We start from the raw sequence: 13,157 nt of genomic DNA on the forward strand, positions 1-13,157 counted from the left end.
AAATCCTAAATTTTAACAGGTAGTTATTTTTAAATTAATTTAATGATAATAATTACTAATTATTATTTTTAATCGTCAAATTTTATATGCTAAACACAAAAATTAGAGTAGATTAACTATTGTCATTACCTAAAACCTAATATCATATCGGCTTGAACAAGCCTAATATATTTTTGACAGAACCAATCATCTCGGACGAGTTTAATTTAGGAGAAGTTCCCTAATACGATATAACAATACGCTACCCCACTGGCAAAAGAAAAGCGCCCACAAGGAGCGCATGATTATGCCTAACTTAGGTAACGATTGTTGTGTTCAGTTAATGATTTTTCAGTTAAATTAACTGTTTTCCTTTGAAAAATTACCCTCAAGAACTTCAAAGTTACTCAACGGTTACAGACTTGGCTAAATTTCTTGGTTGATCCACATCCAAACCGCGACGTGCAGCAATATGATAAGCCAGTAATTGTAATGGAATAACTGTCAAAATTGGAGACAGCAACTCATCAACCACCGGCACCGGCAGCAGCTTGTCAAAGGTCTCAGCCGCCTCACGATCATTCATGGGTGTTACCCCAATTAATTGTGAGTCTCGCGCCTTGGCTTCCTGGGCATTAGAAAGCACTTTTTCAAATACGCTCCCCGGCATCGCGATCGCAACCACCGGCACCTTCGCATCTAGTAGCGCGATCGGTCCGTGCTTCATTTCCCCAGCGGGATAGCCTTCGGCGTGAATATAACTGATTTCCTTCAGTTTCAGTGCCCCTTCTAAAGCGATCGGAAAATTAATTCCGCGCCCTAAAAAGATAAAATCTTTCGTGTCGGCAAACTCGTGAGCTAACTCTTCGATATAGCGTTCCTGACTCTCCAAAATCAACTCAATTTGCGCCGGCAGTTGGCGCAACCCTTGAATAATTTCCTCTATTCTGGTTAGTGGCAACGTTTTGCGCCGATACGCCAAATCTAAAGCTAACCCATAAAACGCCATTAGCTGAGTAACAAACGTTTTCGTTGCAGCCACCCCAATTTCGATACCGGCACAAGTATCAATAATATTAGGGACTAAGTGGCCCAGCGACGACTCAGGCCGATTCGTAATTCCCAAAAGTCTAGCGTGAAACTTTTCCGATTTAGCGAGACGGCGCTGCTGTTCCATTGCCAAAGCCGCCAGAGTATCTGCCGTTTCCCCAGACTGACTGATGCCAACGGTTAGTGTGTTGGGTGTCAGTGGTGCCGGTGCGTAACGAAATTCCGAGGCATACTGCACCATTGTCGGAATTTCTGCCAGCTGCTCTAACAGATATTTACCCACCAACCCGGCGTGCCAACTCGTGCCACAAGCAAGAATTTGAACGTGTTCCAAATCTGCCAGCAGTTCATCTGGCAAACCCAATTTTACGGGTGAATAGCCCGCTTCTGGGTGCCAATCTCCGTGAAAATATGCGTCCAAACAAGAGCGCACAACTCCCGGTTGCTCATAAATTTCCTTAGCCATGAAGTGCCGGAAGCCCTGCTTTTCCACAAGCACGGGGTTCCAGCTCAGGGTGCGGGGAGTTTTCTTTAAGCGATCACCCGAAAAATTGTAAACTTCAACCCCTAACGGGGTCAGTCGCGCCAGTTCGCCATTTTCCAGAGGTAACACTGCACGAGTATGAGCCACCAGTGCCGGCGTATCTGAAGCACAGAAAAACTCACCTTGCCCAAAACCGATCACGAGCGGAGCCTGCTGTCTGGCGACAACCATTTCGTCGGGATACTCGGCACAGACAACGGCGATTGCAAACGCCCCTTTTAGGTGATTGACTGCTTTCCGTACCGCTTCTAGAAATGGAGACAGCAAGGGGACAAATGCCGGTGCCTCCACCAGAGGTTCTGCCAGATACTCAGCGATTAAGTGGGGGATCACCTCAGTATCGGTATCCGAGCGGAATTCGTGGCCCCTAGATTTTAGAGCGTCGCGCAACTCGCGGTAGTTTTCAATAATCCCATTTTGCACAACTGCCACTCGTCTTGCCGTATCCGTATGCGGGTGGGCGTTGTACTCTTCTGGTCTGCCGTGAGTTGCCCAGCGGGTATGTCCGATGCCAATCTGGGCTGGCGTTTCCACACCGGCAAGCTTTTCTCGCAGGTTTTGGAGTTTACCTTTCGCCCTGACGCAGTGAATTTCACCTTCCCAGACAGTCGCAAGGCCGGCAGAATCGTAACCCCGGTATTCGAGTTTCTCTAAGCCTGCCAGCAAAATTTCGCTTGCGTTTTGGGTGCCAATATAGCCAACGATTCCGCACATCTAGAATCTAACTCCTGCTCCGCACATGATGATCAGAATCTACTTGCTACAAACTAAAGGGCTATCAGGAAAACGTCAAGAATCTAGAGGCTAAGAAGCCTCAAGACGACCTTGCCGCCAAAAAAAGAGGGGGCGAGTGGCTCCCTCTGTCACTTTACCCTGAAAGGTCTTGTTTGATGACCGCCAATTTCCTCCCAGGGAACGAGTGTTTTGGCCGGTCTTAGTACGCCAAGCCCATGCTGCGAGTTGTTTCCGCCCCCAGGTAGACCCGGATGCTCAGAAAGTCGGTGGGGCAAGCCGTTTCACAACGTTTGCAACCGACACAATCTTCAGTCCGAGGAGATGAAGCGATCTGGCCGGCTTTGCAGCCATCCCAGGGCACCATTTCCAAAACGTCTGTAGGGCAAGCGCGGACGCACTGAGTGCAGCCAATGCAGGTATCGTAGATTTTGACTGTATGAGACATGGAATTAAGGCTCCAAACGATTTCTCAACACTTTTGTACTATGTGTGCGGCTAGCAAATTTAACGACTAGCTTCGCCGCTGTTGGAGGTCAACATCGAAACACTATCTGACCCTCGGGCCAGAGGAAAAGATCCAAAATGCTTCGACTTCAACCTCCAAGCCGCGTTTGGAATCTGCGGCCTAGTTCTGAATCAAGGCTTAGTTTATCGTAGGGTCGATCCACCGTCCTACAAAAGGCTGCAAAACTTCAAATACCTTAATACTGCGGGTTTGAGCCAGGGGTGGGCCGGAGGGGAGAATTTTTAACGAGGGGCTAGGAGCTAAGGGGTAGATATAGCGAGACAAAACGTTGTTAATATCTAGACTTTTTAAGGCAGCCAGCAGCCATGAATTCGGCTCAGGGGCTTGTTAATCACCTCATGTCGTGAGGAATCTCTAGCCTTGACTCCCTGCTTCCTCCTCCCTCACGTAAAGCGGCAGATAAACGCTGAACGTAGAACCGGCCCCCAACTCGCTTTCCACAATAATTTCACCGCCCATCATTTGACAAAAACTGCGACTGATGGCCAGTCCCATGCCGGTGCCTCCGTAGCGGCGCGTTGTAGACTCATCTGCCTGAGTGAATGCCTGGAAAATCGTCGGCAGCTGTTCTTGTGTCATCCCAATGCCGGTGTCGCGGACTTGAAACCTGATCCAACCCCCAGTGCCGGTGTCAGAAGCCGGTTCCGCATTTGCCCTAGAAGTTAGCAGTTGCAACTCAGGATCTTCTTCACGGGAAACATCAAGGATAATCGAGCCATGCTCTGTAAATTTGGTGGCGTTGTCCAGCAAGTTTAAGAGTATCTGCCGCACCTTGATCCAATCAGCGTGCATTGTGCCCATATCATTTGGGCAATTTACGATCAACGTGTTGCTGTTAGCAACGAGCAACGGTTGAACTCGGGTCTGGACTTCCTTAATTAAGGCTGCCACATCGAACGTATTGAGATCGAGTTCCATCTGACCCGATTCAATCTTCGAGAAATCGAGAATTTCGCTGAGCACTCCCAGTAACTGCTTACCGGCTGTATTGATAGTCTGGAGGTCAGCAATAAAATCCATCTGGCCTAAGCCTAACTCCTGAGCATCTTCTTGCAGCAGTTCGCTATAACCAATAATGGCGGTTAAGGGTGTGCGGAGTTCATGACTCATATTTGCCAGAAACGAACTTCTGGCTCGATTGGCCGCTTCTGCTGCACTCTTGGCCTGGTACAATTCTGCCTCGGCTTCCTTGCGCTCGGTGATGTCCCGCGCAAAGATGCAATTGTACTCATGACCATTGACTTTAAAATAATTGATGGTTAACTCTACTGGGAAAATGTGGCCATCTTTAGTACAGTGCTGAGATTCTAGCCGAATAGAGCCAAGTTGCTTGATTTCTTCCCAGTATTCCGACCAGATATAAGGGGGAAAATCTGGGTTGATGTGCTGCAACGAGCGTGAGAGCAACTCCTCGCGGGAGTAGCCCAGGGACAAGCAAGCGGCATCGTTAACGTAAAATAACTGCGCCTCAGGTGTTACCCAAAATACAGCATCCCCAGCCCGATTGATGGAGAATTGTAGGACTTTGTGAACCTCTGCGATCCGCTGCCGCTCTACCCGCTCTGCTTGCAAAGCGATGGTGGTATGTCTTAAATGGGTGGCGCACGCCTCAGCTCTCATTTCTAACTCTTCATTGATTTGTCTGAGTTCGGCTTCGGTTTGTTTGTGTTCTGTAATGTCAGACCGGCTCAGGATCAGGCCACCAATTTCACCGGCTGCTGTCTTCCAAGCCCGGATTTCCCACTCGATCCAAACCGGCACACCATCTGATCGGGTGAAATACTCTCGTTCTCGGTGTTCTCCTGATCCTGCTAAACACGAAGCGTAAATGTCCTGCCACCGAGACAAATCCTGTTTTTGAAATAGGGGCAGAAATTCATAATGAGAGCGACCAATAATATTTTGGTCGCCCTGGCCGCAATCCGTCAGCCACCTGCGAGAAGTCAGCAGGTAGCGCATCTGGCAATCAAGCATTGCTACCGCCGCAGGGGCGTGTTCCAAAAACCGCTGGAAGACCTCTGGATTGTCTGGGGCGTACATGGGTCAGTTCAATGAAGAGTGAAGATTGGAGTGAATTTTCAACATCTTTGTGGCAGGAGTCCCTTGCTTGAAAAATAGGTCGGGACTTACATACTAATAAAGATGTCGGTAGTGTGCTTAAGGCGTTTGACTGGGTTGGGACTGAATTGCCCCTTTTCTTTCTATGCCTCTTGCCTTTGATGTCCCCGCCGGCACCCAAGAAGAACAATCGGGCAATAAAACTGATACTCGTTCCATAGATATCATCCTCACGAGTGAGTGCTAAGTTCCTTACCGCATCCCTGCTAAGATGTCCTTTCTGCAACTGCTCATAACCAGTAAGCATTTAGATAGCCCGAATCAGGGAATGATTCGGCAGTATGTACCGCTCACAGACTTGTGTGGCCGACAACTTGCGCCTGAGAACTGGCCTTCTCAAGCCCCCGCTATCCCGTTGGTTTCGTGGGGGTTGTTAATGTCTTACTTCTTAATTGTCTTAGCTGCTTCTGGATTTGACAGCTAAAAGTTAAGATTGGCTGGGCGGGGCAAGCAACTATCGCTTTGGAGCAGCTCGAAACTGGCACTTGGGAGAATCGCTAGTTGATAACCGGCAATTTCTCTGGTGTTGTTTCGGCTGTGCCACGGTTCGCCTTTTATCACCATCTGCCGGCAGTTGCAGTCGGTGGATGTCTTTCTCCACTGTATCAACGGCGTCTTCAGGTCGCATGCGCTCCAGTATAAAGGAGCCGGTGACGGGTTGAGTCATTGTTCTCCTCTGAGCACCGGCAGGCCACTTGCCCGATAAACCGACCGCTCCAGTTCTTTTACATTTTTTAATATTTCTTTCCAAAAATCGTTAAGCTTCATTGCGAAATTAAAACAAAGCGAAACCGGCATGATAACTTTTATCAGTGTTGGAACTGGCGCAGGATATAGAGAGGAAAACACTTTGAATTCGCATCTGCCTCAATACCCCAGCTGTTTACTTCGGGAAGATATCGGTGAGTATGTGGCTCACCTGCAGCTTCACATGACTTTACAGGCCCGGAACTTGGTTCCGACTCTTACTCAGGCTGTGGATAGCCGAGAGTTGCTCTTACAGCAAACCCAGGCTAATTTTGAAAAGTTGGTTTCTCGCCAGCCTCTTTAAATTGTTTTAATAAGAATATTTACAATATTTCAGCAAGTGTGTTGTGGGACAATCGGAGCTTTCTAGCTCTGATTTTTTTTTGCTTATCTAAGTTGATCGGTTCTGTTCAGAGTAGGGGCAAACGCATACCTGACGGTAGGCGCAGCTTCTCTATTCGCGAAGTAGTGTTCCTTCATAGACAGGAGATACGCCAATCCCGCTACAAGTTTGAACGCAACTCAGTATAAACTTCTGAAGCATGGGGGAGGGCAAGCAAAAATTCCAAATTAAGCGTGACCCACGCTCTATTCCCAAGTATTATTTGCCTGATCTAACAAAAGACTACCCCGCTTTCAAACGTCTGCCAACTTTTTTCGAGTGATTGGGTGTTGTCAAACTTTACTGATATGAGTCTTCGTTCGGTTGCCATTTTGACTTTGGTGACGCTAGCTGCCGGTGAGCTAACTCAAAAAGCTGATGTCTGGGGCTTTGATTTAGACAATCCCAGGCTTAACTGTCTAGCCAAGAAGCTGGCGATCCCGCTTCGGGATACACCGGCACAGAATCAGATCCCCCCCTCTTGTGTCAAACCCCTCTCAGGTGCTGAGTTACTCAAGCCGCCGGTAGTTAACGATAGTTCCTTCTCCCTCGCTGCCGGTGACGTTGTCTCCCGTTCTCCTTGGCTGCCCAAAAAAGCCGTTGGGATGAATGAGCCGATTGTTACAGATATCAAGATCCGTTTTTTGAATAAAAAGGGTGAGACGATTGATGAGAATGGTCAGTTAGTTGCCGGTCGCACACGAGCGGATTTTATTCTTGCTGAGTTAGAACTCCAGCCGGGTGAGGTGTTTCGTGAAGATGTGCTGGAGGCAGACTTGCGCCGGCTCAGGCGTATGGATTTATTTAACGAGGTGAGAGTTTCTCGTTCCCAGAGTGCTGCCGGTGTTGAGCTTGTCTATGAACTCAAAGAGAGCCGTTCCCGTTCCGTTACACCGAGTTTCGGAACTGATGAGGATATTGGAACTTACGGAGCGCTCAGCTATCAAGATAGAAATATCGATGGGATTAACCAGGCGTTTCGGGCGAGGCTGCAAGCGAGCAACCAAGACTTGCAGTATAGTTTGCGCTTTATCGATCCTTACCGCGCCATAACGCCCAATCGTTTAGGTTACAGAATTGAAGGGTTTCGGCAACGGGGCTTTTCTAACACCTTTAATGAAGGCATTGACTTGCCGAATGGTAACTCCGTTCGAGAGGGACGTTTTGGTGGCGGCGTGGCGCTGCTGAAGTCTTTTAATGAATGGGATGCGGCGCTAGGATTAAATTACACTCGCATCAGTATTCGCGATAAAAACTGGAATCTTGCGCCGGTGGATGAATTTGGCACTCCGCTGAGTTTTAGTGGCACCGGCATTGATGATCTGGTGACAGTGTCTTTGGGGCTAGTGCGAGACGAGCGAAACCGGCGATCTTATCCGAGTGAAGGCTCTCTGCTCAGTTTGAGTATGGAGCAGTCGCTGCCAATTGGATTGGGGAATATTTTTCTCAATCGGCTCAAGGCGAATTATCTTCAGTATGTGCCGATGCAGTTGGTTAGCGGCGGTGCGCCGGCAGATTTGCCAGACGAGTTACAAGAAATGTTTGCATTTAATTTGCAAGCCGGTACGGTAATTGGAGATTTGCCTCCTGCCGAGGCGTTTAATCTGGGCGGTTTCAATTCAGTGCGGGGTTATGAGTTTGGTGATATCGGCAGCGGTCGCAGTTTTGTGCTAGGCGTTATGGAGTATCGCTTCCCGATTATTTCGCCGGTGGGAGGAGTTTTGTTTGCTGATTTTGCCTCAGATTTAGGTTCGGGTGATACAGTCTTGGGCGAGCCAGGTGTATTGCGTAACAAGCCTGGAAGCGGTTTTGGATACGGCTTTGGCTTGCGGGTAAAATCCCCGTTGGGATTGCTCCGGCTTGATTATGGAATTAACGAGCGCGGAGAAAGCCGGATTGAATTGACCACTGGGCAGCGCTTTTAACAAGTGCCTTTTAAAAATTTGAAGCCGTACTTTTCATAACGTACAAAAAGATACTTTTAGCCCCCTTAAGTGGGCTTTAGCTATTAGCCCAGCTATAGGAGTAGCAGGCAGAATTTGATGTTGAAAAGATGTCAAAGATAAATGCCGGCAGGCAATATTATTGTGTCTCAACTTCAATTCGAGAGCCTTGCGGGGACTTGTAAACCTTAATTTGAGTGGGTAATCTTTCTGCTAACGCTCGAACATGGGTAATCACTCCAATTAACCGTGATTGCTGCCGCAAAGATTCTAAAATTTGCGTGACAGTTTCCAAGGTTTCTCCATCCAAAGTGCCAAATCCCTCATCCAGAAATAGACTGCCTAGTTGCGCCCCTTGGGATAGCTTTTCTGATAAAGCCAGCGCCATTGATAAAGAAGTGGCAAATGTTTCACCGCCAGAAAGGGTTCGCACGCGCCTAAGTTCGCCGCCATTCCAGTTATCTTCAACCCAATATTCCCCATCTTGAATTGTTAGGGCGTAACGGTTTTCTGTGAGTTCCCGCAGCAAAAGTGTAGCGCGAGTCACTAACTCATCTTCTAAATGCTCCAAAATATATGCTTGAAATTCATTAGATTTAAGATTTTGGGCGAGCGTGTGATAAGTTTCTTCGTGTTCTGCTAAATTTGATTGCTGGGTAAGTAGTCTTTCTGTTTCTTCTAGTTTTTGTTCGGCGACTTGAATCCAAGCTGAAAGTTCTGCTCGCCGGTTTTGTGCTTGTTTAACGTTATCTTCAGCAGCAAGTTTAGCGCTTCGATACTGCGAAATCATCTTAGAAAGCTCAGCAATTTCCCCTTCATCTGTCATCCGATTTCCAATGACTTCAGTTAAATCTTTAATTCGCGTTTCTAGCTGAAGCTTAGATTCCCTATGTTCGCGGATGGCAAGCTCCCATTGAGATTGTTCTTTCGTGCCGGCATCGGCAGCTAAAAATGTCTCTTCTGTAAAACTAGCCCGTGAGAGTTTTTCTTGCCACTCAGCATTTAACTGTTGTTGTTTTTCACCGGCTCGCTCAAAGGCAATGTTTGCTTGCTTGGCTCTTTCTTCTAATTGAATAAAATTATTATAGGCAGTTTGATAGGAAGCTTCTGCAACTTTCAATCGGCTTGCCAATTCTTGTTGCTGCTGTGCTAAATTGCTTGCCAAAGTTTCATAAGGCTGATTGTCTGTTAGTTCATAAAGTTTGGCAGCAATGGATTGTAACTGTTGCTGCCGGCGATCAACTTCTGCCGTTGCGGTTTGATATTCTGTTTGTGTTGTTATCTCAGTCTGTTGGGCAAACTGTAGCGCTTGTTGTGCCGATTCCACTTCAGCACACGCTTTTTGCAACTGTTGCTCTGCCTGCCGATATTTGACATCGCCGGTTTGAAGCGCCTCCTGTTCCTGCACTAGCTGTTTGGCTTGCCACTCCTCAACCCCAATCACAGCACTGATTTGTTCCTGCAGTGCACTTGATCTCTGCTGCGTCTCCGCCAGCGTCTGAGCCAAATCCAGCGCTTTTTGCTTGTGCGCCTCCAGTGCTGCTTCTGCCTTCGTTGCAGCCATCTGAGCCTCTTGTAACGCCCGTTGAGCGCCGGCTTCACGTCCTCGCAATGGGGCGATATCGACAACCGTGACTGCCGGCACCGGAGGTAAATTCTCCACTTCCGGATGTTCGCTTCCGCATACTGGGCAAGGATCTCCAGGTTTTAACAGCATCCGTAAGCCAGCAGCGCGATCTAGAAGTGCCGCTTCAGCATTTGTCTGCTCAGCCGCTTCTAACGTCGCACGAATCTGTTGTAAATACCCTTGAGTTTCTGTCAGATTCAAGCCGGCTGCTTCGTAAGTTCGTTCAACAGTTTCCTGATCTTGAGTGGCTTTTGCTAACTGCTTTTGCTGCGTGTTTACCTGTTTCTCTATTACTTGATATTCTATTAGTAAGGGAGCAATTTTGTTGAGCTGTTCTAACCGTTCGCCTCCAGGTGAATGCTGAGCAAGTAATGCCCTGGCTTCTGTCCTTTGTCGGTTAGTATTTTGAACTTGAGCATCAGCCGCTTTTGCCTGTTTTTGTGCAGCTTGTAAAAATCGAGTTTTTTCCTGTAGCGTTGCTTGTGCCATCGCCACTTCTTTCGCTAGCAAAGTGCGCTGTTCTTCATAAGCTTTCGCGGCAGCAAGGGCGTCTTCACGGGCTTTAAGTTGAGGAAGTACCGCATTATTGTGCGCTCGAACTTTTTCTAGTTGGTGCTGTTGATCGCTGAGTTTAGATTGCACTTGGGTTAAGCCGGCGGATGTAGTACGAACAGTATCTTCAGAATTTGTAAACGAGGCACGAGCTTCTTGCACTAAAGCCCAATCTTTCTCTAAGTGACTGGCAGCTTGCGCTCGATCTAAGCGCACTTGCAAGGCTTCTATTTCAGAGGATTTAATATTTAGATTAGCAAGTTGCTGTTGTAATGTTTTCAATCGCGTGATTTGCGTGAATATCCGCTCAAATTCATCAAGGGCTTTCTGAGCGTTTAAAACCGCTTGATTGAATGTCGGCATCTCTTGCTCTAGAAGCGTGAGTTGCGCTTGCTTTTCATCCACTTCCGCGAAAGCCGGTGCATCCAATTCAGCAAGTCGGCGTTCGAGCATTTCCCGCTCTTGTTTGAGCAACTTTGCTAGCTCAGCCGCCTCCTTTCGCATCCGTTCAAAGATTTCAAATCCTGCTAAAGATCGCAAGATTTCTCGGCGTTTTGCTGTGTCACCCTTTAAAAATTCATCAAACTTGCCTTGCGGCAACACAATCACCCGTGTGAAAGTGTCAAAATCCATCCCCAAAATTTGTTCTAGCGTTTTTTGAACAGCAACCGTGCTAGTTCCTAGCGTTTCCCATTCGCTATTTTGCCACCCTTCTAATAGCACCTTATTTTCCGGTGAACTAGCGCGATATCGCCACCGGCGCGTCACTCGATATTGCGATCCACCCACTGCAAACCGCAGTTGAACTTTTAAGTTAGTTGCTCCCTGACTAACTAAATCGCTGACTTGTTTGCCGGTACGGGCGGTTGTGCCATAAAGCGCGAAAGTCATCGCATCCAGCAAGGAAGATTTACCGGCACCTGTTGCGCCGGTGATTGCGAATAAATCTAGTTCTGAAAAATCTAGACGTTGTTCACGGCGAAAGCTGGTAAATCCTTCAAGTAAAAGTTCTAGGGGACGCATAAAGGTTTAGCTTTTATATCAAGTCGCGCTGGGAAAGGTGTGGTTGGGGATGGGGCATTGGGCATTGGGCATGGAAAAAGCTGAAAAGTATAGGGACTACTGCACACAAGTGTAATTCCCTATATAAAACAAGAAATTAATTAGACAGGTTAGTTTCTTTTTGTTTGTTATATAAATTACTAAATTCCTCCAAAACTGAAGATTTAGGTGTTAAACCCAGCCGACTCTGATAATAGTTGAAAAATTCCTCTGCCGGCTCAAAGTGATTCGGGTCAATATTAACCGCCCTTTTCTGGCGTTCTTGCGGCACTTCTGAATAGCGCGGTTCAACTAACAGCGCTTGCGGACAGATTTGGCGTACTCGATCCGCCAGTCCCATACTAGGACTCTCCATCTGCACAATGACCTTTAAATATCCTGGATGATATTGATGCGCTTCTAAGGTCTCATCTAGCGTATCAATGTGACATTGAATCACCTTTAAAGGCTTGTGCGCTAATAGCGGTTTAAACTCGACTGCTGGCTTAGATCCAGGCTCAACTGAAATCAAACAAAATCCTTTTTGCTGCTCAGCTTCTCCAAAATCTAATTGAATCAGAGAACCCGAATAATAAGCTGGTGAATTTGCAGCAATGCGCTGATGGATGTGAATGTGACCAAGTGCCATGTATTGAGCGGCTGCCGGCAAGGCTTGTGATGAAAGAAGATATTTATCTCGGGTGTAATAAGGAACTTCTGAATGGGCAATTCTGGCACCGTCAACGCTCATGTGTCCCATCAGAACATTAACGGTATTATCCCTAAAATCACTCGCTAAATCTTCGAGGAGATAAGCCACAACTTCTCGATAACTTTGGCGCCGCTCCACATCATCAGCGTGCCATAAAGCATCCGCATCCAGCAGCCTTTGTTCTGAAGCAAACGGCATGGCTCCGACACAAAGTTTACCGCTCTTTGTGTTAAGTGTCATACTGCCGCCATCAGCAGCCGTGCGAGGCTTGCCTAAAGCCCGAACACCGGCAAGCGAAAGCAGTTGAGCAATACTATCAATCCGGGCGTGACTGTCATGATTACCGGCAATCGCAATGGCAGGAATGCCGGCTTCTTGCAAATCACAAAAAAATCGATAAGCAATTCGTTCAGCATACGCCGGCGGGTTCGGGACATCAAAAATATCTCCCGCAATTAGCACAGCATCGACCTCTTCCGCAATCGCCTGTTTTAAAAGTTGTTGCAATGCGGCGGCAATTTCTGGCGTGCGATCAATGCCTCTAAGCCGACGTCCGAGATGCCAGTCAGCGGTGTGAATTATTCGCATAATGTGAGGAGCTTTTTTAGGGACTAAAGAGGGAAAGTGGGCTGTTAATCCCGACCGATTTTTAAAGGCAAAGCCCGTTGCATTTCAGCAATTTCATCTCGATGGGCTTTAATTGCGATCGCACTTTGCATCCCCGGTTCAACACCGGCAGCCGTTTCAACTTTCACAGACACTTTCTCTGTGCGCCCAGCTTTTTGCCAGTAAAAATATCCAGATGCCGGTGCCAGAAGCAGCAATCCTAGAAAAACGCGCCCGATCTGGGGAAACACCACCGACAAAATCAGTGCTAGACAGAGAATGCCAACTGCCGCCAGCAGCGTTAAAAAGATTGCCAAAAACCAACTCGGACGGACATATCCTTCAAACGTGACTTGGTTCTGTGCCGCATCCACTGCCGCAACTCGGTAGGCGCGTTGGGAGAAATACTGGCGCAACTCACTTAAAAGAGAATCTTCTGCTTGCTCAGAAAAGAGTTTGACTTCCTCGGTTCTGTCTTTGACAGAGGCTCGAATAAAGAAAAACAAACCAACTGCCAACAGCAATGTCAGCAGGAATGTCGATGAAAGAATCGGAGGATTCATAAACTCATTTACAGTGTCGTACTTTACATAAG

Annotated in this window: 10 protein-coding genes; 3 read left to right on the forward strand and 7 right to left on the reverse strand. The window is 47.5% G+C overall.

Annotation, left to right across the window (positions count from 1 at the left end; translation table 11 throughout):
- Nucleotides 1-382 precede the first annotated feature (382 nt).
- The 3 genes from glmS to H6F56_RS10435 form a co-directional block, all read right to left on the reverse strand.
- Complete coding sequence (glmS, locus tag H6F56_RS10425) at nucleotides 383-2,287, reverse strand: glutamine--fructose-6-phosphate transaminase (isomerizing) (RefSeq protein WP_190667557.1); 1,905 nt, start codon at nucleotides 2,285-2,287, stop codon at nucleotides 383-385.
- A gap of 220 nt (nucleotides 2,288-2,507) precedes the next feature.
- The gene (gene psaC / locus H6F56_RS10430) at nucleotides 2,508-2,753 is read right to left on the reverse strand and encodes a photosystem I iron-sulfur center protein PsaC (protein WP_009556083.1); all 246 of its coding nucleotides are present in this window, start codon (nucleotides 2,751-2,753) and stop codon (nucleotides 2,508-2,510) included.
- Nucleotides 2,754-3,188: 435 nt separating this feature from the next.
- Nucleotides 3,189-4,874 (reverse strand): PAS domain-containing sensor histidine kinase, encoded by a 1,686-nt coding sequence (locus tag H6F56_RS10435; protein ID WP_190667559.1) that lies wholly within the window; start codon nucleotides 4,872-4,874, stop codon nucleotides 3,189-3,191.
- 289 nt (nucleotides 4,875-5,163) lie between these two features.
- On the opposite strand from H6F56_RS10435, the gene H6F56_RS10440 reads away from it, so the two are divergent.
- Nucleotides 5,164-5,376 (forward strand): hypothetical protein, encoded by a 213-nt coding sequence (locus tag H6F56_RS10440; RefSeq protein ID WP_190667561.1) that lies wholly within the window; start codon nucleotides 5,164-5,166, stop codon nucleotides 5,374-5,376.
- Between the two features lie 30 nt (nucleotides 5,377-5,406).
- Here H6F56_RS10440 and H6F56_RS10445 read toward each other — a convergent pair whose 3' ends face one another.
- The gene (locus tag H6F56_RS10445) at nucleotides 5,407-5,619 is read right to left on the reverse strand and encodes a hypothetical protein (protein ID WP_190667562.1); all 213 of its coding nucleotides are present in this window, start codon (nucleotides 5,617-5,619) and stop codon (nucleotides 5,407-5,409) included.
- A gap of 183 nt (nucleotides 5,620-5,802) precedes the next feature.
- Between H6F56_RS10445 and H6F56_RS26280 the strand changes: the two genes are divergently transcribed.
- The gene (locus H6F56_RS26280; RefSeq protein ID WP_242031948.1) at nucleotides 5,803-6,003 is read left to right on the forward strand and encodes a hypothetical protein; all 201 of its coding nucleotides are present in this window, start codon (nucleotides 5,803-5,805) and stop codon (nucleotides 6,001-6,003) included.
- 386 nt (nucleotides 6,004-6,389) lie between these two features.
- Nucleotides 6,390-8,006: a BamA/TamA family outer membrane protein gene (locus H6F56_RS10450; RefSeq protein WP_190667564.1), complete on the forward strand. Its 1,617-nt coding sequence runs from the start codon at nucleotides 6,390-6,392 to the stop codon at nucleotides 8,004-8,006.
- A 157-nt stretch (nucleotides 8,007-8,163) separates the two neighbouring features.
- On the opposite strand, the gene H6F56_RS10455 is transcribed toward H6F56_RS10450, so the two are convergent.
- The 3 genes from H6F56_RS10455 to H6F56_RS10465 all read right to left on the reverse strand — a co-directional run bounded on the left by H6F56_RS10455 (nucleotide 8,164) and on the right by H6F56_RS10465 (nucleotide 13,125).
- Complete coding sequence (locus H6F56_RS10455) at nucleotides 8,164-11,226, reverse strand: AAA family ATPase (RefSeq protein ID WP_190667566.1); 3,063 nt, start codon at nucleotides 11,224-11,226, stop codon at nucleotides 8,164-8,166.
- A 136-nt stretch (nucleotides 11,227-11,362) separates the two neighbouring features.
- Nucleotides 11,363-12,544: a metallophosphoesterase family protein gene (locus H6F56_RS10460; protein WP_190667568.1), complete on the reverse strand. Its 1,182-nt coding sequence runs from the start codon at nucleotides 12,542-12,544 to the stop codon at nucleotides 11,363-11,365.
- A 44-nt stretch (nucleotides 12,545-12,588) separates the two neighbouring features.
- Nucleotides 12,589-13,125 (reverse strand): cofactor assembly of complex C subunit B, encoded by a 537-nt coding sequence (locus H6F56_RS10465; RefSeq protein ID WP_190667570.1) that lies wholly within the window; start codon nucleotides 13,123-13,125, stop codon nucleotides 12,589-12,591.
- Nucleotides 13,126-13,157: the final 32 nt, after the last annotated feature.

The sequence above is a fragment of the Microcoleus sp. FACHB-672 genome, assembly GCF_014695725.1.
Classification (GTDB): domain Bacteria; phylum Cyanobacteriota; class Cyanobacteriia; order Cyanobacteriales; family Oscillatoriaceae; genus FACHB-68.